The organism is Polaribacter vadi (genome assembly GCF_018861005.1).
GTDB lineage: Bacteria > Bacteroidota > Bacteroidia > Flavobacteriales > Flavobacteriaceae > Polaribacter > Polaribacter vadi_A.
In genome coordinates, this window is the sequence record NZ_JAHKQL010000037.1 from 77,566 (window position 1) to 99,726 (window position 22,161).

Consider the following 22,161-nt stretch of genomic DNA (forward strand, 5'->3'; position numbering starts at 1 on the left):
GTCTTTAAACAATTTATAAATATAAATTTTTTAGATTTTTATAAATTTAAAAATTATTAAAAACAACTACTATGAAACTAGCTATTGTAACAGCTTACCCCCCAAGTAAAGTAACATTAACTGAATATGCATATCATTTAGTTAAAAGTTTTAGACAAAGTGAAAAAGTAACTGAACTAATTTTACTTTGTGATAAAACAGAAGGTGAAAAAGACATTCATTTTACTGAAAATGGTTGTAAAATCATTGTAAAAGAATGTTGGAAATTTAATAGCTACACAAACATTATTAATGTTACTAAAGCTATAAATGCAACAAAACCAGATGCAATTTTGTTTAATTTACAATTTATGAAATTTGGTGACAAAAAAGTAGCTGCAGCTTTAGGTTTATGTATACCAATGGTTTGTAGAATGAAAAAGATTCCTACAATTGTATTATTACATAATATTTTAGAACAAGTAGATTTAGAAAGCGCAGGTTTTACATCAAATAAATTAGCACAAAAGGTATATAATTTTATAGGTACAACATTAACTAAGTTAATTTTAAAAGCAGATTTAGTTACTGTTACTATGGATAAATATGTAACCACTTTAAAAGATAAATATGAGATTGATAATGTAAAAATGATACCTCATGGTACTTTTGAAATACCACCAAATCCGTCTCAAAAATTACCTTCTGGACCTTTAAAAGTGATGACTTTTGGTAAGTTTGGTACTTACAAAAAAGTAGAATCTATGATAGAAGCTGTTGAGTTGGTAAGAAAAGAAACAGGTTTAGATTTAGAAATAGTAATTGCTGGTACAGATAACCCAAATGTACCTGGTTATTTAGCAAATGCACAAGAAACTTATAAACACGTGCCACAATTAACTTTTACAGGTTATGTAGAAGAAGTAGAGGTAGAGTCTATTTTTACTGAAAGTGCAGTAGTCGTTTTTCCTTATACATCAACAACTGGTAGTTCTGGAGTTTTACATCAAGCAGGTAGTTATGGTAGAGCAGTAGTAATGCCAAATTTAGGAGATTTAACTACTTTAATAGAAGATGAAGGTTATAGAGGTGAGTTTTTTGAGCCAGAAAGTGTAGAAAGTTTAGCGAAAGCCATTAAAGCAATTGTTACTAATGATGCTTATAGAACTGAATTAGGAGAAACAAATTATAAAGCTGCAACAGCTTACCCAATGCAAAGAATTACAGATATTTATTTAGATGAATTTTCTAAGATTATAGAAAGAAAAAAATAATATTAATTAGAAATGTATTTATAAGATAATTTTTTTTCACCTTTATTATTTATAAAACCAAATTTTTTCTGAGGATTAGTTCGCCAAGGTAATCTCCCTAAAACCTCTTTAGGCACTACATCAAAATCATACAAAGTCCATGACATAAAAGAAATTGAATTCTTTGTCAGGACTTTTTGTATTTCTTTATAATACTCAGCTTGCTTTTTTTCTGAACTTGCAAAAGGTCTCCAGAAACCACCATAAGAAGACAAGCCAAATTCTTGTAATACAATAGGTTTGTCTTTAATTTTAGTTTTTAAAGTTAAGTATTGTTGATCTAAATCAGCTATATCTTCATAGTAATGAAAAGAAATAATATCTAATTGATCTTTAAGAATTGTTGCACTTTCTACATTAGACCAACCTATTGTAATAGGATGATTTTTATCAATCTCTTTAATAGTTATTATCATAAACTCTAGCCAAGCAATTACATTTGCTTTACCTCTAGAATCAAAATCTAAATTGGGTTCATTTTTAACATCCCAAGCAATTATAGCTTTATGATCTTTAAATCTATCTACAATTTTTTCTGCATGTCTGTGGTTTAAAGTCCAATCTAATACATTGTAATTCCCATAAAAATCAAATAAAGTAACTACTACTTTTAAATCAACCTCTAAAGCAGCATCTAATACTAGTTGTAGTTTTTGCAGCTTATCTTCTTTAACATTTGCCTTACCAAAATCTGCATAGGGTACAAAAATTCTTATCGAATTTAATTTTGCATCTTTAATAATTTTAAAATCATTTTTAATGATATTTATATCAAACTGATCTCCATACATATCCCAAGGAGTAGCTTGTGGATAATAATTAATTCCTTTTAGAGTAGTAAAATCAAATTGAGCAGCTGTTGTAGTTTTATCAAAATCTTTGGTTGCTTCTTTTACTAAATGTCTAATTCTCCAAAAACCATCTTCTAAAAGTAAAACAGCTTTGTAATCAGAAATTTCAGAAGTTTCCATTATAATTTCATTATTTTTTAGCGTCTTTTTATACTCAACAACATCATTGTCTTTTAAAACAATTAGTTGGCCATCTTCACTAAAAAACTCTAAATCTAAATTATGTTTTAATGTTGTAGACTCTATAGAAATATTATTTTCTTTGTTGTAATCTATAATATTAAAAATGTTTTTTCTTGCATTTTTAGTAAAATAATCATCTATACCTAACCTTGTGTTAGATAGAAAAGAAGCTTGTTTTACATACCAGGAATCTAAATAATCGTTTAAAATTTCGGCTACTTTTTGATCGCTAATCTCTCTACCTTCGTTACCATTTTCTTTCCAATCTACTTTAGGTAAATATTGGTCTACTTTTTTTACTTCTGTATGCAGCATAGCACTTCTATCTGCACCAGTATTAAAATATGTATAAAGAGAGCTTAGTAAAAATAATAGAATAAAAATGATAAACGTATAGGTTAACATTAAAGCTACTCTAAGAATTTTTTTATTTGTACTTACCATAGTTTAATATTGTTATATTCTTTTTTAATTCCTGCTGTTTCTACTACCATTCTATAAGAACCATTTTCATATATATTAGGGTTTAAATAAAACGAAGCGTAACCTTGATTAGATTCTTTAAACAGTTCTCCTACAATTTTATTTTCTTTATAAATAAAAAGTTTAACAGCTAAACCATCAGGTATCAATTGATCCATAAAACTAGTTAAAGGTCCTATTTTTATTTCTCTATTATTATCAAAAAACTGAGTATTAAAATCTTCAATAACTTTTTTATAGGTTAAATTAATAACATTACTTTGAGAAATACCTATAAAAAACGCTTGAACTTTCCAGCTTTCTTCAAAATCTGGATGTATTATTTTTGTGTGAGCTACACCATTTATAGTGGTGCCAGAAGCTTTTAAAATACCACCTTTTTTATTGGTGATGTAAAACTCAATATAACTACCATCACTTACAATATTTTTGTTTTTATCTTTTATTATTGATGTATAAAAAGTGGTTATTTGATTGCCATCTGCATAATCATGATTTCTATGATAGTAAATTTTAAAATTAGTAGCAATAGCTGGCATAATATTTACATCAAATTCTTTAGAATTTAAACCATAAGATTCTGATGATACAATCATTCTACCACTTTTACGAGGCGAATAAATATTTCTATAAGCAATAAGGTTTTTAGTTTTAATTGGTACTTTTCTTTCTGATTTTAAGAACTGATATTTAACGTCAACATTACTATTATCTAATATAGGGTTGTCTAAACTATCAGTTGGTATTACAACCAACATTGTATAATCTAAACCACCTGCATCTATACTTGGTGGACCAATATAAGTCTCTAAAGTTCTGGGTTGTTGTTGAGAGGAAATAGAAATTTTTCCAGAAATGGTTTCTTTGAAGTTAATTGTTTTCCAGTATAGTATTCCTCTTTTTTTTGATAAAAACTTTGGAATATCGAAAGAAATTTTGTCTTTTAAAATTGTTGGTTTTAGCAAGATTGACCCATAACTATTGGTACAATATAATTTAATTAAAGTGTCGTTTTTTATATTAAATTCTAGTTTAATATTTTCATGTACTGTGTAAGTTGTTTTTTTTGATAACAGCACAGCATTTGTTTCTTGTGCATTAAAAGAAACAATTATAAGTTGTAAGAAAAGTAGTAAAAAAACTTTTTTAAACATAATTATTTGGGGTTACCTATGTAAATATTTAATTCAATTTTTGCATAACTAAATATCGGATGCTCTATTTTTTGCAATTTACCAAGAGTATGATTTTTTATTCTTTTAGGGATTATTTTGTGTGCAATGTCTTTATTAGGTAAACCATTTACAAAACAAAAACTCATATCATCATTAATAACTTTTACAATAGGGTTTTCAGGAATTGGGTAATTAAAATTCAATTTTCTTTCTTGTCTAATTCCTTCTTTTAAGAATAGATTATCTACCCAAATCATTTCTTTTTTATCATTATAAAAAGTAATAATAATTTGCGGAATTGTAATTTCTTGAATTCCACTATTAAACAAAGTACCACTAATTGTGTTTGGTTTAATGTTTATTTCACTTAAAACTACATCTTTAAATAAATCAGAATTAGAAACATTACCTGCAGCTTGTAAATTAAATTTTGTTGGTTGCTCACTTAATTCTACAGGTGTAAATTCATCAGGATTAAATGTTTTAGGAATAGAATCTTTAGTTTTAGACCAAGCAATACCCTCAAAATTTATTCTAAAAGCAGAAATTTCTTTAGGCATTAATTTATGTTTTAATATATGTTTAGCATTATAAGTAGCTAGTTCCTTGTTATCATCATTATATAAAGTTCCTTTTAAAACAATATCTGCAGGTACATTATCTATGTTTTGCACTTTACCAATAATAGAATAACGTTTATTAAATTTTATCAATTTAGCAGATACAATTTCTAAAACGGGTTGTTTTAAAATATCTTCATGATGTGTTTGCTCTGTTGTTATTCTACGTCTACCTTGATTAAAATAACCAGTAGAATTCTTTGAATATAGTTGGTCTGGTGGTAAATCAATCGATTTTCTGGTAGGTTTAATGTACCATTTCCCTTTTCTTTTTACTGCTGTTCTATATTCTGTTTTTGTTAGTTTTTCTAAAGGAGTAATCCATTTAGTTTCTACTTTTAAAGTCGTTAAACTATCAGTTTCTTTTAGTATTTCTGTTTGTATAGCATCTAATTTTGCATAAGAACTGAGTAAACCATCTGTAACAGAGATTTCTAGTAAATATTGGTCTCTTGTTAGTTCATCTTTAGGGTCTATATAAGTAAAACTTGTGTTTAGTTCTTTAAAATCAATAGCATCATAATAAGCTTTTACTACATTTTCTGGAGACCTTTGTGTTTCATTTTTAATATAAAACATATAGCAGGCAAAAGCAATTGTAATAATTAATACTACAGCCCAAATATGTAAAGCATTTAATACTTTATTAGAGAATTTACTGTAATTATTCTGAAATTTAAAATAAGCTGGCTTAGGTTTAAATTTTGTTTTTAAACTATTAACAAATATTGATTGTACATTAAAAATAAAAGCTAAAAGTACCGTTAAAAAAGGGATTGTACCCCACATAACTTTTACCCAAGTTTGTACATCTTCTTTTGGTAAAATAGAAGAAACTGGAGGTACATTTAGCTTTTCCCAAACCATAATTCCGTTTTCTAATTGAGATAAACGTTGCCATCCACAGAAAAATAAAACTGGATCATAAAATTTATCATTAGAAAATATATACTTTAAATTATACTTTTCTGGTGTGGTTAAAAACTGTTGTAAAGAACCAATACCTGCAACACCTTTAAATTTTGAGTTTTCTAAACGTTCAATAGGCCTTGTTGTTAATTCTGGTAATCTTCTTGCAGAATGATAATTACCATCTACACTCATAGCCTTAGTTTGTGCTGCTAACCAAGCCATTTGATCTCCAAAGCCTAAAGTTAAATGCCGCCATTTATCATGCGAATCTTGACTTAAAAAATTTACAATTGGAAGCATTTTAATTTTCTGAGGCTGAGAAGGTCTAAAATACCCCAAACTCATTGTAAAAATTACCATAGCTACATAAAAACCTGCTAAAAGACCACCTAATAATCTATGATAAACTGCACCAAATCTTTTCTGAATTAAATCTTTTAAATCACCTTCTACAAATCGATATGCAAACTCACCAAATATAGGAATAGACATTATAGAACCCCAAAGAGTAAACCTATCTAAAGTTAAAATATTAAATGCAGTTTCTCCTAAAATCATTTTAGGAATTGGTGTTGTACCTCCTGTACCTAAAATAGTTAGCATGGTAAATGATAAGCCAAAACAGATATATCTTTTGCTATAATATCTATAAAATATATAAGGCATTATAAACATTAATATTCCCCAAGGAATTGTGAAAAACACCAAGCCAGAAGACGTTATTTCTAGAAAATTATCTCTAGAGCCATGAGGTATAGGAACCTGTGTAATAGGATTTTTTTTAGAATTTAACCAATAAGGAAAAATGCAAAATATAATTAAAAATAGTGCAGAAAACCCAAAGGCCAAGTTCTTTTTTAGTTGCTTAAAAAAGGTTTTTAAAAAGAGACCAAAAGTTACATCTTTAAAAGAATCGACTTCTTCTCTAGCAACATCCATAATAACAGTACCTATTAGAGGAAATATGAAAAATAACATTCCAAAAATAGGAGTAACATGATGAGAAGTTACAGTTACAGAAATTAAAGAAAGCGAAGTTAAAAAGAATTTAAATTTACCAGTTTTTAGCCATAAATATATTTCTGGTAGAGAATGCATTAGCACAGAAACTCCAATAATACTGGGTAATTGACCAAAAATATGTAAAGTTTCTACAAATGATGATGAAAAAACAGCTAAAATTGCTGCATAACCAGATGCAGTTCTATTTGCTGTAATTAGTAAAGAATAACGATAGGCACCAGTTACAAATAATATGATACTAATAATGGCGACTGTAAAAAGCCCAAATTTTAAACCACCAATTAAAGATAAAGCACCAATTGATTGATGTACTAATGGAGGATAACTCTGAACTGTAAAACCAGTATACCACTTATAATTCCAAGGTTCAAACCAACTATTAGCATAATGATCTGCAAAAAATAAATGAATTAATGCATCATAAGTATACTCTAAAGTAAAAAAGATTGATGAACCATGAAATATTAACGCAAGAATTACTGCAGCAATAAGATATTTATTCGTTTTTTCTTTCATTAATGGTAATAACAGCTTTTATTATGTAAAGATAAATGAAATTAATTATCGATTAAATTTTATTTATCGCTATTAAAATGTAATTCAACTAAATATGTATGCTATTTAGTCAATTATTATAGATATTTAATCATAATACAGTCATTTTTGTAGTATATTTAACCAACAATTAAACTTTTTGTTATGAAGATTTTAGCTATTGATGATCAAAAATTAGTATTGATTCCCCTCGAAAGTAGATTAAAGGAATTTGGATACGAAGTAATTACAGAAACAAATGCAAAAAAAGGAATAGAATTATTCGATTCCATTAAACCAGATTTAGTTATTGTTGATATTAATATGCCAGAAACTTCTGGTATAGAAGTAGTAAAGTATATTAGAGAAGAAAAAAAATCACAAACCCCAATTATGGTGTTAAGTGGTAATACAGATGACGATATTATTACAGAAGCTTTTGATTTAGGTGTAAATGATTACATGAAAAAGCCATTAAGTTTAAATGAAGTTTTTTCAAGAACAAAAAGATTAATTGGAGTACCTGATAAAGAAAGTAAAAATATAGCCTACAAAAATGTTCTTATACAACAAAGATGTGTTGGGGTTGTAATACCTTGTTATAACGAAGAAGATAGATTGTTAAGTAAAGAGTTTTTAAATTTTATTGATAAAAATTCTGGGTATCACCTATGTTTTGTTAACGATGGTAGTAAAGATAAAACCTTAGAAGTTTTAAATAAATTAAGAGAAGGTAGAGAGGATTTTATTACAGTTTACGACTGTGAACAAAATGGAGGTAAAGCAGAAGCAGTAAGATTAGGTATGCTGCACATGGCTAAAGAAGAAGATTTAGATTACATTGGTTTCTTAGATGCAGATTTATCTACAGATTTATTAGATTTTGATGATTTAGTTTCTACCATAGAAAATAACGATAAATATAAAATTGTAAGTGGTTCTAGAATTAGCAGAATGGGAGCAAATATTACAAAAGAATCTGCAAGAAAAATTATTAGCCTTTCTGTAAATTATATTATTAGAAAAATTCTTAAAATGGATTTTAAAGACACACAATGTGGTGCTAAAATTTTCCATAAAGATGTAATAGAGGTTTCTTTTAAAGATAAATTTGTTACACAATGGATCTTTGATGTAGAGATTTTTAAACGAATGACATTACATTATGGTCTTGATGAAGCCAAAGTCATGTTGTGTGAACAACCTTTAAAAAGATGGATTCATGCTGATGGATCTAAATTATCTATGAAAGATTCTATTAAAATTATAGGGCAGTTAGGTGAAATTGCTTGGACATACAGAAGCAAAAAAAAGTACGAGAATTTTCTGAAAAATAGAGAAGCATAATAAAATATTAAACTAGAAATATGAAACAACTTTAGATAACTAAGGTTGTTTTTTATTTTAGATGTTTTTTTAATCAAATTTTTAATTTCAGGATTGATTATTTCATTACCAAAAAATCATATAAATCAATAATAAAACAGCACATTGAAATATTTACTTTTAATGAAACTCATTAAAAATTTGCCATAAGAAATCCATTATATAAAGGCAATTAAAAGAGTGGGCTTAAAAAGATGTGTAAATTAACTTATTCTAAAATAGGATATAAAACGTCCCAAACATTGCTAGCCAATATTTTATGGCCTTTTTTTGTTGGGTGAATTCCATCAGATTGATTTAAAGAAGGAATGCCACCAACGTTTTTTAGCAAAAATGGAACTAACGTTAAATCATTTTTTTTAGCCAAATCAGGAAAAATATTTCTAAATTCAAAAGTGTAATCTTGTCCCATATTTGGCGGAATTTGCATACCAGCCAAAACAATTTTTGTGTCAGGATATTTTGTTTTTATAGCATCAACTATAAACTGTAAATTTTTTTTTGTTTCTGATAAATTTATACCTCTTAAACCATCATTTGCCCCCAATTCTAAGATAAAAACATCAGGCTTTTGATTCAAAATCCAATCAATTCTGTTTTTTCCACCAGAAGTAGTTTCGCCACTAATTCCTGAGTTTACAACAGTATAAGACAAACCTAAACTATCAATTTTTTGTTGAATCAGTCCAGGAAAAGCATTTTTAACATCATCTAAACCATAACCTGCAGTTAAACTATCACCAAAAAAAACAATTCTTTTAGACGCAGTTTCTTCAACTTTTGTTTGTATTTCTGTTTCAATTGTTTTTGATGAATTTTCTGATTTAGGAACATCAGATTTACAAGAAAACAACAATAATGCTAAAGAAAAATAACAGAATTTTAAGAAAATTGTACGGCTTTGATTGTTGATATTCTTTAGCAAATGATTATTTTTCAGATTCAGCATATTTTAATTTAAAGTTAAAAATAAATAATGTCAAAGATATTAAAGATTAATGATTTAGAGAAGACATATACCAGTGGTTCTAAACAATTAACAGTACTTAACAATATTTCTTTTTCTGTAGAAAAAGGAAGTGTTTTTTCTATTGTAGGTCCTTCTGGTAGTGGAAAAACAACCCTTTTGGGTTTATGTGCTGGTTTAGATTATCCTACAGCAGGTACAGTTGAGTTATGTGGTACTTCTTTACACGATTTAAACGAAGATGAACGAGCAGCTTTACGCAATAAAAATGTAGGTTTTATTTTTCAGAATTTTCAATTATTACCCACGTTAACAGCACTAGAAAATGTAATTGTACCTTTAGAATTACAAGGTGATAAAAATGCTTCTAAAATAGGAATTGAACTTTTAACAAAAGTAGGTTTAGGTGATAGATTACATCATTACCCAACACAATTATCTGGTGGTGAGCAACAAAGAGTAGCTTTGGCAAGAGCTTTTTCTAACAAACCTGCAATTTTATTTGCAGACGAACCAACAGGTAATTTAGACGAAGAAACTGGTGAAAAAGTAATTCAATTGTTGTTTGAATTAAACAAAGAAGCTGGTACAACTTTAGTAATTATAACTCACGATTTAGATTTAGCAAACAGAACTCAGCAAATTTTACGATTAAAAGGAGGTAAGATAATTTCTAACGAAAAAACAGCACAAGTTTAATGAGCAAAAAGAACTCAAAAGCAGGTTTCAATTGGTTGTTAAAAATGGCATGGAGAGATGGTAAAGCCAGCCTTTCTAGGTTAATGCTTTTTATGGCATCTATCATTTTAGGTATTGCAGCTGTGGTTTCTATTCAGTTGTTTAGCCATAATTTAAAAGACAATATTAAAAAGCAATCCAAATCTTTAATGGGTGCAGATTTTATTATTGATAGCAGACAAAAACCATCAGAAAAAGTACAGAAAATTATAGATTCTTTAGGGGCACACGCGTCTGAAGTCAATTTTGTTTCTATGGCTGCTTTCTCAAAAAATGAAAGTACAAAATTAGTAAAAGTAAGAGCTTTACAAGGGGCTTTCCCTTTTTATGGAAATTTAACTACAGTTCCTGAAAATGCTGGTAAAACCTATCAAGAATTAGGTGGTGCTTTGGTTGATGCTACTTTGTTGTTACAATTTGATTTAGCTGTTGGAGACTCTATAAAACTAGGTAAAGTTACCTTTCCAATAATTGGTGCTTTAAAATCGATTCCTGGTAGTACAGCTATTTCATCTTCAATAGCACCTTCTGTGTTAATTCCTTTTCGATTTTTAGAAAAAACAGAATTATTACAATTAGGAAGCAGAACAGAATATCAATATTTTTTTAAAAATCCTACAATAGATTTAGAAGCATTAGACAAAAAAATAGATCCTATTTTAGATGATGAAAATGCTGATTTAGATACACATACAAGTACGAGTAGAAATCTAGGCAGAAGATATGATAATGTAGGAAGGTTTTTAAATTTAGTAGCGTTTATTGCACTTTTATTAGGTTGTATTGGTATTGCAAGTTCTGTACATATTTATATTAAAGAAAAATTAAAGAATGTAGCTGTTTTAAAGTGTTTAGGTGCTTCTAGAAAACAATCTTTCTTAATTTATATGATTCAAATTTTAGGAATTGGATTGATTGGAGGTATCATTGGATCTGCAATTGGTACTGCTTTGCAATTCTTATTTCCTTATATTTTACAAGAGTTTTTACCCTTTAGCGTAGAAATTTCTATCTCTTTTCAACCAATTTTAATGGGGATTGTTTTAGGGATTATAATGTCGGTTTTATTTGCTTTATTACCTTTGTTAGGTACTTGGTATGTTTCGCCTTTAGAAGTTTTACGAGGTCAAGAAGAAAATCAGCAGAAACCTAAAAAAGCAAGAATATTAGTAGTTTTAGCCATTCTATTATTCATCTTTTTGTTTTCTTTTTGGATGTTAAAAAGTGCATTAAATGGATTGCTATTTACCATCGGAATTTTCATCACTTTTGCAATTGTAGCAGGTGTTTCTAATTTATTTATCAAGCTTATAAAAAAGTATTTTCCAAGTTCCTGGGGCTTTACAAGTAGGCAAAGTTTATTAAATTTATTCAGACCTAATAATCAAACAATGGTGTTAGTTGTTGCTATTGGTTTGGGTACTTTTTTAATTAGCACCTTGTATTTTACCAAAGATATTTTACTAGCAAAAACATCCATAGAAAACAAAAAAACTGATGCTAATATTATTTTAATGGATGTGCAAAGCACTCAAGAAAAAGCATTGATACAGAATTTTGAAAGTAAAGGTTTAGAGGTAATTGATAACATACCAATTATTACAATGCGTATGCATAGTATTCGTGGAAAATTAGCGAATGAAATTAGAAAAGATACTACTGTTAAAATGCGTAGATGGATGTTAAATAGAGAATTCAGGGTTACGTATAGAGATCATTTAGTAGAAACTGAAGAACTGTTAGAAGGGGAGTTTACAGGTAAATTTGTAGGAGAACAACCTGTGCCAATTTCTGTATCAGAAAGTTTAGCAAGAGATGCCAATTTAAAAATAGGAGATAAGATTACTTTTAATATTCAAGGTGTATTAATGAATACAAAAGTGGGGAGTATTAGAAAAGTAGATTGGAGTAGTATGCAAGTAAACTTTTTAATTCTTTTTCCTGCAGGTGTTTTAGAAAAAGCACCACAATTTAATGTAATGACAACCTATGCTGCAAATGAAGAAAGTTCAGCAGATTTACAAAGAGATTTGGTGAAAAAATTTCCAAATGTTACCATTTTAGATTTACGACAAGTATTTACTATAGTAGAAGATATTTTAGATAAAATTTCTTGGATTATTAATTTTATGGCATTTTTTAGTATTCTAACTGGCTTTATTGTCTTGATTGGTTCTGTACGTAACAGTAAATATCAACGAATAAAAGAGAGTGTTTTATTAAGAACTTTAGGTGCTAAAAGCAAGCAAATATTACAAATAACTGCTTTAGAATATGTGTATTTAGGTTTATTGGGTAGTTTAACAGGTATTCTTTTGTCTTTAGTAGGTAGCCAATTATTAGCAACATTATTGTTTAAAGAACCTTTTATACCTTCTGCAATTCCGTTTTTAGTTTTTGTGCCAAGTATTACTATTCTAGTAGTTTTAATTGGTTTAAGTAATTTAAAATCGGTTTTACAAAGTCCGCCTTTAGAAGTTTTAAGAAAAGAGGTTTAGGTATTTTTAAACTTTTAAAGTTAGAAAATATATTTTGAGTAATTTTTAGATCAAACAAGATTTAATTTCCATTTTAAGGATAATTAAATAATTTTTACACTGACTGAATTATCATTTCATCAGGTTTTGTCATAAAAACCGCATTATTTAGCCAAATAATTAAAATGAAATGTTATGTTTAAAAAATACCCAATTGTAAAAAAGGTTTTACTTTTTTTGTTATCACTTTTAGTAATACTAGTATGTTTTGGTTTTTGGTTTGTGAGTTTATTGCCATCTACGAATCTAAATTTAGAAAGTACTACAGTTAAAGATTTACCTTATTTATCAGAAAATATTATTCCTCAAAAAGGGAAAATTTTAGCAGTTGCTACCAGTACTAAAACCATAGGAACTACAGGTAAAAAAACAGGTTATGAATTAACTGAATTATCAAGAGCATATTATGTGTTTAAAGCCAATGGTTATCAAGTAGATGTTGCAAGTACGTTAGGTGGTAAACCTAAAGTTATTATCGATAATGATGATATGGGTGCTTATGATTTTGCTTTTTTAAATGATAAAATTGCACAACAAAAAACAAATAATACCATTGCAATGAAAGATGTAATAGCAGACAATTACGATGCTATTTATTTTGTTGGTGGTAAAGGTGCAATGTTCGATTTTCCTAATGATAAATCAATTCAAAATATTGTAAAAGAGTATTATGAATCTAATAAAGTAATTGGTGCAGTTTGTCATGGACCTGCAGCTTTGGTAAATGTTAGGTTGACTAATGGTAAACATTTATTAGAGAATAAATCAGTAAGTGGTTTTACAAATGAAGAAGAGTTACTTCTAATTCCTGATGCAAAATCTATTTTTCCATTTTTATTGCAAGAAAAATTAACTGAACAAGGAGCTAATTTTAATAAAGGAGGTATGTATTTAGAACAAATTAGTCAAGACAAAAACTTAATTACAGGTCAAAATCCTTGGTCTACTTGGGCTTTAGCAGAAAAAATGATCGAACAACTTGGAAATACACCTAAGAAAAGAAGATTAACTGCAGAAGAGAATGCAATTAAAGTTTTATCCATTTATAGTAAAGAAGGCAAACAGAAAGCAAAAAATGCTATCGAAAATATGATAAATTTAGAAAACAAATCTATAGACAGAATGTTATTAGCACAACATACAATTGTATCATTTATGAAAGTAGAGATTGGTGATTTTTTTAATATTTTAAATTTATTGTCATTTACTAAAAGCTGTGAGTCTCAAAAAGAGAAAAAATAATTAAATTTGGAATAAAAAATAATTGAAATTTATAGACATACTTTTAATCATCTTAAGCAGTGTAGGACTTTTACACGGTATTCTATTTGCAATACATTTATTTCTGTTTAAAAAGAAAAAAAAGGTATCAAACTATTTATTAGGGTTGATACTTTTTTTTATGGCATTTAGAATTGGTAAATCAATAATGCTAAATTTTGGAGATAATTTAGAACCTACATTTATAATAATTGGCTTGGCATTACTCTTATTAATTGGTCCTTTTTTAAGAGGATATATGTTGGTAATGACTACGCATAATTTTAAGTTAAGTAAGCATTATTTAGTAGAATTATTACCATTTGTAATGATATTCATTGCAAGTTTTTTTGCGGATAAAAATGATATTAATAATCCGACTACTGTTATCATATTTGGGAGTATTATAATTTTTATTTATCTGCATTTTGCAACCTATATTTTTATTGCCATTAAAATTTTATTACGACTAAAAAATCAATTAAATAATAGCTTACAAACCAAATCTCAAAAAGCAATTTTAGATTGGTTAACCTTTTTAGTAATTGGTTTTGTTATTATTTGGGTTTCGTATTTTTTAAATATTATAGAAGATGCTGTTCCTTATATTATTGGGCCAATAATGTATTCTATTGTTATTTATTTTTTAAGTTATAAGGCATATCTACTAAAAATTACTGATATTGATGGAGAAGTTTTTAAAGTAAATGAAAATGCTGCATTATTTAAAGAAATTTCGGAATTGGTGATTACCAATAAAATGTATTTAAAAGCTGATGTTTCTTTAACTAGTTTAAGTAAATTATTAGGAGTAACTACTCAGAAAACTTCAGAAATCATTAATCAATATGCACAAAAGAACTTTAACGATTTTATAAACTCTTATAGAATTGATGTTGCGAAAAATCTTTTAAATGATTCAAAAAATGATAATTTAACCATTGCGTCCATTGCATTTGATGCTGGTTTTAGCAGTTTGTCTTCTTTTAATACAGCTTTTAAAAAATTTGTAGGTGTTACACCATCATCCTTTAGAAAGAGTGTGAGCCAGTAATTTTTACAAATAATTTTTTAAATAAATATTTCTGAAATAAAATAAAACTGTTGTTGTAATTCTTTACTTAGAAAATACAAAAACTAAAAAACTTCACCCTTTTCTTTTACAGTTGCTACACCCCAATCTGCAATAGCTTGCACAACTGGTATTAATGTTTTACCAAAATCAGTTAAAGAATATTCTACTTTTAAAGGAGGCTTAGAAGTATAAACTTTTCGTTTAATTATGCCATCTTCTTCTAGTGTTTTTAGTTGTAAGCTTAAAGTACGTTCTGTTACAGTAGGTATTTGTTTTCTTAATTCATTATATCTAAGGGTATCTTTTCTTAGATGATATAAGATAACCGTTTTCCATTTACCACCAATATAGCCCATTGTTAAACTAGCACAACAAGGGTACTCTTTTCCTTTTAATTTATACATAATTTAGCGTTTAAATTTTGTGATATTATTGCAAAGATAATATACTATCATAAATTATACAACTATACTTTTTATAGTATATTTAACATTTTATTTAAATAACTATTAATTAGTGTTTTATGTTATTTTTTGTCACCTATTTTTATACTATCATTTTTGATAGTTATTGTAAAAAATAAATACTATACTTACTTTTGTGACTATAAAAAAGATAGTATAATTTAAAAACATATAATTATGAATTTAAGAGAAACTTTAAATTGGAGATACACAACAAAGGAATATGATACAACCAAAAAAATATCTGAAGAAGATATGGCTGAAGTCAAAAATTTATTAAGGATGAGTCCTTCTAGTGTAAATCTGCAACCTTGGCATTTTATCATTGCAGAAACTACAGAAGGTAAAGCAAGAATAGCAAAAGGTACTCAAGGCTTTTTCAGTTTTAATGAACCTAAAGTTAAAAATGCATCTGCAGTAGTTTTGTTTTGTGCTAAAATTGATGCAGACGATGCTTATTATGAGCACATTGCTGATACAGAAGATAAAAGTGGAAGATTCCCAAATGAAGATATAAAAAACGGATTTTTAGGTGCTGTAAAAACGTTTGCAGGCATTCATAAATACGATTTAAAAGATTTACAACATTGGATGGAAAAGCAAGTTTATCTTAATATTGGTAGCTTTTTATTAGGGGTTGCTAGTTTAGGTATAGATGCTACACCAATGGAAGGTATTGATGTAAAAGCATTAGATGAAGAATTTGGATTAAGAGAAAAAGGTTACACGTCTTTAGTAGCGGTTTCTATAGGTTATAGAACGGATTCTGATTTTAATTCAACCGAAAAAACACCAAAATCTAGATTATCAGAAAGTGAAATTTTTACTGAAATATAATCTTAATCATTGAAAAATAGTAAGCATAATAAAAAAATAGCATTCTTATTAGTTTTTATAGTTGGTGTTTACGCAAACGCAAAAACACCAACTACTACAGTATTACATCAAAAAATGAAGTAGTAACTGAAGACAAAATAGAATAGGGGTGGTTAATTCACTACATAAAGATAAAAGTCTGTCCTCAGTAAAACTTTTTGAAATAGAACCAAAACACAATTAGCAGATTTATTATTGAAATTTAATATAATATTTTCTTCATCACCTCATATTCACACCTTCACATTAGATGTGAAGTAAATTATCAACGTGTAATATTTTTTCAAAGACTTATTTGATATAAAAATGACTATTAATTATCTAGCATCATTCATTTTAACAAAAAATATTTCACCAATATTAAATTAATTGAAGTTACTTGAATTATGAATTTAAGTTCTACTGATTAGTATAAGTTTAAAAAAGGTATTTCAAAAAGAAAGTTTACTATAAATGCAAACAATACTTCTGCTTAAATTAAATGTAGCTTCCATTTTGTAATAAACATTCAAATATTACAAAGATTTCTGTAAATCAAGGATCTTTATTTATACCATAATTGAGATAAATTTTATTGACAGTTTTGTTCTTCTGCAGAAAAAGTTGCAAATACCTTGAACTATTTAGCAGCTTTTGATGCGTATAAAGACACTACTTGTACATACTTTTGATATTGATAAATTATAAAGTAAATGTCATTATGAATCACCTCATCTAGTTGCTTAAGATTAAGTTTTAATCAATAGTATATTAGAGAGTACTTCATTATTGTTAACAATAGTTAGTTATAATTCAAAAATTGATTATTTAGTATATTATAATACGCATAATAACAGGTGTTTACTTGTTTATTTTATTTAACATCCTTTTAACCTCGTTTAGTTCGGTTTGTTCAGAACTAACTATATATCTTTGCATGGAACTTTACTGCTTATGATAATTTACGAATCAGAGACAGTAAGCAATAATTAAAAATGAAAGAAAAAACATGTAAAGACAAAATGGCTTTGGTTGAAAAACTAGGAGTACATTTAGAAAACAGAGAACAGTTAGCTCCTGTAGCAGCTCGTATTTTATCTTACATTATTTTAACAGGTAAACAGGGAACTACTTTTGAAGATATGGTAACCATTTTATGTGCAAGCAAAAGTACAATTTCTACTCATTTACATCATTTACAAGATTTAAATAAAATAGTGTATTTCACAAAAACAGGAGATCGTAAAAAATATTACGTAATTAATAAAAATATTATAATTCAGCATATAGATAAATTAATGAATGAGTGGCAAGAAGTAAGAAAGCTACATCAGGAAATTAAAAGTTATAAGAATAAGCAAAATATTAAAAGAATAGAAAATGAAAGTGAAAAATTCGATTTAAACTTTCATAACGATTACATCCATTTTATAGATGGAGCAAGAGCTTCAATGGAAGAATTAAGAATAAAATTAACAGACAAAAATTTCGACATTTAAACAATTTATAAAAAATGAAACATAATAAAATTTATATCATATTATCTCTAAGTGTATTATTAGTGATTGCAAGTTGTGCTAAAACAGAGCAAAAACAAGCAGTTGCTAAAGCACCAGTATTACCTTTTCCTGTAACAAAAATTGAACAAAAAACCGTAACAGGTTATACAGATTATCCTGCAACAATAGAAGGTGTTGTAAATAGTGATGTAAGAGCAAAAACATCTGGTTATATAGAAAAAGTATATGTAGATGAAGGACAAAAAGTACATAAAGGTCAATTGCTTTTTAAATTAGAAACACAATCTTTAAGTCAAGATGCAGATGCTGCAAAAGCAAGTGTAAACGTGGCACAAGTAGAAGTAAATAAATTAATTCCTTTAGTAGAAAAGAACATTATTAGTGCTGTGCAATTAGAAACAGCTAAAGCCAATTTAGCACAAGCAAAAGCTAATTATAGTAGTGTTACTGCAAATATTGGTTATGCAACAATTAAAAGCCCTATAGATGGTTATGTTGGTGCTATTAATTTTAGAGAAGGAACTTTAATTAGCCCAAGTGATGCAAAAGCTTTAACAACTGTAAGCGAAATAGACCAAGTGTATGCTTTTTTTAGTTTTAATGAAGCACAATATATAGATCATTTACAAAGATCAGAAGGTCAGAATAAAGCTGAGCGTATTAAAAACTCACCAGATTTAAGTCTCATTTTAGCAAATGGAAAGATGTATTCTGAAAAAGGACGTATTCAAACTAGTACAGGTCAAATAAACCAAAATACAGGAACTATAAAAATTAGAGCTGCTTTTAATAATCCTAACGAAATATTAACTAATGGAAATAGTGGTAAAATTAGATTTCCTATAGAATATAAAAACGCAATAGTTGTACCACAAACTTCAACTTTTGAGCAACAAGGAAACATCATGATTTTTAAATTAGGTAAAGACAACAAAGCTGTGGCTTCTATTTTAAAAATCAAAGGAACTGTAGATAATTTGTATGTTGTAGAATCTGGTATTACTACCAATGATAAAATTATAGTTTCTGGAGTTGGAAAACTAAGAAACGGAATGGAAATTTCTCCTCAAGAAACTTCATTTAAAGAAGCAACAACACAAATAGCTACCTTATTTAGAAATTAGATAAATAAAACACATATCACATCATGTTAAAAACATTTATTGAAAGACCCGTTCTTTCAACAGTAATCTCTATTATCATAGTTTTACTAGGTGTAATTAGTATAACTAGCTTACCTATAGAGGAATACCCAGATATTGCTCCGCCAACTATTAAAGTTACAGCCAACTATACAGGTGCCAATGCAGAAACAGTATTAGAAAGTGTAATTATACCTATAGAAGAGCAAATTAATGGTGTAGAAGGTATGACTTACATAACTTCTACAGCATCAAATACAGGTACAGCAGAAATTACTGTTTATTTTGATCAGGAAATGGATGCAGATATTGCAGCTGTAAATGTTCAAAATCGTGTAGCTAGAGCCACACCATTATTACCTTCGGAAGTAACACAAACAGGTGTTATTACACAAAAAGTAGAAACAAGTGCATTAATGTTTGTTTCTATGTATTCTGAAAGCGAAAATTACGATGCTACTTTCATTCAAAATTACTTAAAAATTAACGTTATTCCAGCTATGCAACGTATTAGTGGTGTTGGAGATGTAAGTGTATTTTCTCAACAAGATTATGCCATGCGTATTTGGTTAAAGCCAGAAAAACTAGCTGCATATAATTTAATTCCTTCAGATATTTCTGCAGCTTTAGTAGAACAAAATTTGGAAGCTGCTGCTGGTTCATTAGGTCAAAATAATGGAGAATCTTTTTCTTACACATTAACTTATAGTGGTCGTTTTAAAAACGAGGCACAATACAGTAATATTGTAATAAAAGCCTTAGGTAATGGAGAATTCTTACGGTTAAAAGATGTGGCAACGATTGAGTTAGATGCACAATCTTACGCTTCTAATGCTATGAGCTTAGGGCACCCTGCAGTATTCATGGGTATTTTTCAAACCAAAGGATCTAATGCACAAGAAATTATAGAAAACATAAAAACTACATTATCTGTTGTAGAAAAAGATTTACCAGATGGTTTAGGCATTTTTGTTCCTTATGATACAAGTTTATTTTTAAATGCTTCTATAGATAAGGTAATGACAACTTTATTAGAAGCCTTTTTATTAGTGTTTTTAGTTGTATTTATCTTTTTACAAGATTTTCGTTCTACATTAATACCAGCAATTGCAGTACCTGTATCTATTATTGGTACCTTCTTTTTCTTAAATGTATTTGGGTATTCTATTAATTTATTAACACTTTTTGCCTTAGTATTAGCTATTGGTATTGTGGTAGATGATGCCATTGTTGTTGTAGAAGCTGTACATGCAAAAATGGATGAAGGAGAACACAATCCTAAAAAAGCAACATTAACTGCAATGAACGAAATTTCTGGGGCAATTATTTCAATTACCTTAGTAATGGCTGCTGTATTTATTCCTGTAACTTTTGTAACAGGTCCAACAGGTGTGTTTTATGAGCAATTTGGGGTTACTTTAATTATTGCCATTTTAATATCTGCAGTAAATGCATTAACATTAAGTCCTGCTTTATGTGCTTTATTATTTAAAGGGCATAAAAATGATGAAGAGTTAAAAGGTAAAAGTCCTTTAAAACGTTTTTATACTTTATTTAATCGTGGTTTTAATGCCACTGTAGATAAATATGGAAAATCACTACAGTTTCTTTACAAAAACAAATTTGTTTCTGTATTGCTATTAATTATTGCTGGTGTAGGAATTTATTGGGCTTCTACAACCACACCAACAGGTTTTGTACCTAATGAAGATAGAGGAATTATTTTTGCAAATATAGAGTTACCAGCAGGTGCTTCTTTAGATAGAACAGATGCAGTTGCAAGAAAACTTTATGCTAAAATTGATGGTATGGAGGGCATTGTTGGTGTAAACTTTATAAAAGGAAGAAGTTTGATTAATGGTACTGGTGCAAATTATGGTATGGGAATTATAAAGTTAGAAGATTGGAGCAAGCGAGAAACTGATGCACTTTCTGCACAAGCCATTACTGGAAAATTATTTGGTATTGCTGCTACAGTACCTGATGCAAAAATCATCTTTTTCTCACCCCCAAGTATTAGAGGGTTTGGTAATTCTGCAGGATTTGAAGTGAATTTATTAGATAAATTTGGAGGAGAGTTCAAAGACTTAGACAAAGCCAATCAAGAATTTGCAGCAGCTTTAATGAGTCATCCAGAAGTTAAATATGCTCAGTCTGCCTTTAACACAAACTACCCACAATATGAAATGGAAGTAAATGTACCTTTAGCAAAAGAAAAGGGGGTTTCTGTAACCAGTATTTTTTCAACTTTACAAGGGTATATAGGTGGTATTTATGCATCTGATTTTTCTAAATTTGGAAAACAATTTAGAGTTTACATACAAGCTTTACCAGAAGACAGAGCAGATAAAGATGCTTTAAACAGTATGTATGTACGTACAGATTCTGGAGAAATGACCCCAATTACACAGTTTGTTAACTTAAAAAGAGTATATGGCCCTCAATCTGTAACTCGTTTTAACTTATTAAATTCTACAAGTATTACAGGAGCAACTAACCAAGGGTTTAGTACAGGTGATGCTATTAAAGTTATCGAAGAAGAAGTGGCTAAACTACCAAGCAATTACACTGTTGCGTACTCAGGTTTAACTCGTGAAGAGGTAGGGGCTGGTAATCAAACAACTTTTATATTTATACTAAGTATTCTATTTGTTTATTTCTTATTAAGTGCACAGTACGAAAGTTATTTACTGCCTTTTGCAGTGGTATTATCTTTACCATTTGGAGTTTTTGGAGCATACATAAGTACAAAGTTTTTAGGTTTAGAAAATAATATCTATTTCCAAATTTCATTAATTATGTTAATAGGTTTGTTGGCTAAAAATGCCATTCTTATTGTAGAAATAGCATTGCAAAAAAGAAAAAATGGTGAAAGTATTACAGAAGCAGCTATAGATGGTGCTAAATCTCGTTTACGTCCTATTTTAATGACCTCTTTTGCCTTTATCTTAGGATTAATGCCATTAGTGTTGGCAAAAGGTGTAGGGTCAGAAGGAAATAAATCTATTGGTACTGGAGCAGTTGGAGGATTGCTTATTGGTACCATTTTAGGAGTCTTTGTAATTCCTATCTTATTTATTTTATTCCAATGGTTACAAGAAAAAATTTCTGGTACACCTAAAGTAGAAACAATTGAAGCTTAAA

General features: G+C 28.3%; 15 protein-coding genes. 10 read left to right on the forward strand and 5 right to left on the reverse strand.

The window, feature by feature from the left end:
* The first annotated feature begins 71 nt into the window (after positions 1 to 71).
* Positions 72 to 1,253 carry a glycosyltransferase gene (locus tag KO506_RS16720; protein WP_215996076.1) on the forward strand — a complete coding sequence of 394 codons (1,182 nt, stop codon included), beginning with the start codon at positions 72 to 74 and terminating at the stop codon, positions 1,251 to 1,253.
* Positions 1,254 to 1,255: 2 nt separating this feature from the next.
* On the opposite strand, the gene KO506_RS16725 is transcribed toward KO506_RS16720, so the two are convergent.
* The 3 genes from KO506_RS16725 to KO506_RS16735 are packed head-to-tail and all read right to left on the reverse strand — an operon-like array spanning position 1,256 to position 7,055.
* Positions 1,256 to 2,770: a glycoside hydrolase family 2 TIM barrel-domain containing protein gene (locus KO506_RS16725; protein WP_215996077.1), complete on the reverse strand. Its 1,515-nt coding sequence runs from the start codon at positions 2,768 to 2,770 to the stop codon at positions 1,256 to 1,258.
* The gene (locus tag KO506_RS16730; RefSeq protein ID WP_215996078.1) at positions 2,764 to 3,963 is read right to left on the reverse strand and encodes a hypothetical protein; all 1,200 of its coding nucleotides are present in this window, start codon (positions 3,961 to 3,963) and stop codon (positions 2,764 to 2,766) included. The genes KO506_RS16725 and KO506_RS16730 overlap by 7 nt, the downstream gene beginning before the upstream one ends.
* A gap of 2 nt (positions 3,964 to 3,965) precedes the next feature.
* Positions 3,966 to 7,055, reverse strand: a complete 3,090-nt coding sequence (locus tag KO506_RS16735; protein ID WP_215996079.1) for a hypothetical protein — start codon at positions 7,053 to 7,055, stop codon at positions 3,966 to 3,968.
* A gap of 183 nt (positions 7,056 to 7,238) precedes the next feature.
* Here KO506_RS16735 and KO506_RS16740 point away from each other — a divergent pair, with 183 nt between their 5' ends.
* Positions 7,239 to 8,420 (forward strand): response regulator, encoded by a 1,182-nt coding sequence (locus tag KO506_RS16740; RefSeq protein WP_215996080.1) that lies wholly within the window; start codon positions 7,239 to 7,241, stop codon positions 8,418 to 8,420.
* A 247-nt stretch (positions 8,421 to 8,667) separates the two neighbouring features.
* On the opposite strand, the gene KO506_RS16745 is transcribed toward KO506_RS16740, so the two are convergent.
* Positions 8,668 to 9,408, reverse strand: a complete 741-nt coding sequence (locus tag KO506_RS16745) for an arylesterase (protein ID WP_215996081.1) — start codon at positions 9,406 to 9,408, stop codon at positions 8,668 to 8,670.
* 27 nt (positions 9,409 to 9,435) lie between these two features.
* Here KO506_RS16745 and KO506_RS16750 point away from each other — a divergent pair, with 27 nt between their 5' ends.
* The 4 genes from KO506_RS16750 (at position 9,436) to KO506_RS16765 (ending at position 15,015) form a co-directional block, all read left to right on the forward strand.
* Complete coding sequence (locus KO506_RS16750) at positions 9,436 to 10,125, forward strand: ABC transporter ATP-binding protein (protein WP_215996082.1); 690 nt, start codon at positions 9,436 to 9,438, stop codon at positions 10,123 to 10,125.
* A gap of 44 nt (positions 10,126 to 10,169) precedes the next feature.
* Positions 10,170 to 12,662, forward strand: coding sequence for an ABC transporter permease (locus KO506_RS16755; protein WP_215996137.1), 2,493 nt, complete (start codon positions 10,170 to 10,172; stop codon positions 12,660 to 12,662).
* A gap of 174 nt (positions 12,663 to 12,836) precedes the next feature.
* The gene (locus tag KO506_RS16760) at positions 12,837 to 13,943 is read left to right on the forward strand and encodes a type 1 glutamine amidotransferase domain-containing protein (RefSeq protein ID WP_215996083.1); all 1,107 of its coding nucleotides are present in this window, start codon (positions 12,837 to 12,839) and stop codon (positions 13,941 to 13,943) included.
* Between the two features lie 160 nt (positions 13,944 to 14,103).
* Entirely contained in the window at positions 14,104 to 15,015 is a 912-nt protein-coding gene (locus KO506_RS16765) for a helix-turn-helix domain-containing protein (protein WP_215996084.1), read from the forward strand.
* Between the two features lie 83 nt (positions 15,016 to 15,098).
* On the opposite strand, the gene KO506_RS16770 is transcribed toward KO506_RS16765, so the two are convergent.
* Positions 15,099 to 15,440: a winged helix-turn-helix transcriptional regulator gene (locus tag KO506_RS16770; RefSeq protein WP_215996085.1), complete on the reverse strand. Its 342-nt coding sequence runs from the start codon at positions 15,438 to 15,440 to the stop codon at positions 15,099 to 15,101.
* A gap of 237 nt (positions 15,441 to 15,677) precedes the next feature.
* Here KO506_RS16770 and nfsB point away from each other — a divergent pair, with 237 nt between their 5' ends.
* From nfsB to KO506_RS16790, 4 genes are all read left to right on the forward strand, one after another.
* Positions 15,678 to 16,337, forward strand: a complete 660-nt coding sequence (gene nfsB, locus KO506_RS16775) for an oxygen-insensitive NAD(P)H nitroreductase (RefSeq protein WP_215996086.1) — start codon at positions 15,678 to 15,680, stop codon at positions 16,335 to 16,337.
* A gap of 1,013 nt (positions 16,338 to 17,350) precedes the next feature.
* A complete protein-coding gene (locus KO506_RS16780; protein ID WP_215996087.1) occupies positions 17,351 to 17,854 on the forward strand; it encodes a GbsR/MarR family transcriptional regulator in 504 nt (167 codons plus the stop codon).
* A gap of 14 nt (positions 17,855 to 17,868) precedes the next feature.
* The gene (locus KO506_RS16785; RefSeq protein WP_215996088.1) at positions 17,869 to 18,999 is read left to right on the forward strand and encodes an efflux RND transporter periplasmic adaptor subunit; all 1,131 of its coding nucleotides are present in this window, start codon (positions 17,869 to 17,871) and stop codon (positions 18,997 to 18,999) included.
* Between the two features lie 23 nt (positions 19,000 to 19,022).
* Positions 19,023 to 22,160 carry an efflux RND transporter permease subunit gene (locus tag KO506_RS16790; RefSeq protein WP_215996089.1) on the forward strand — a complete coding sequence of 1,046 codons (3,138 nt, stop codon included), beginning with the start codon at positions 19,023 to 19,025 and terminating at the stop codon, positions 22,158 to 22,160.
* Position 22,161: the final 1 nt, after the last annotated feature.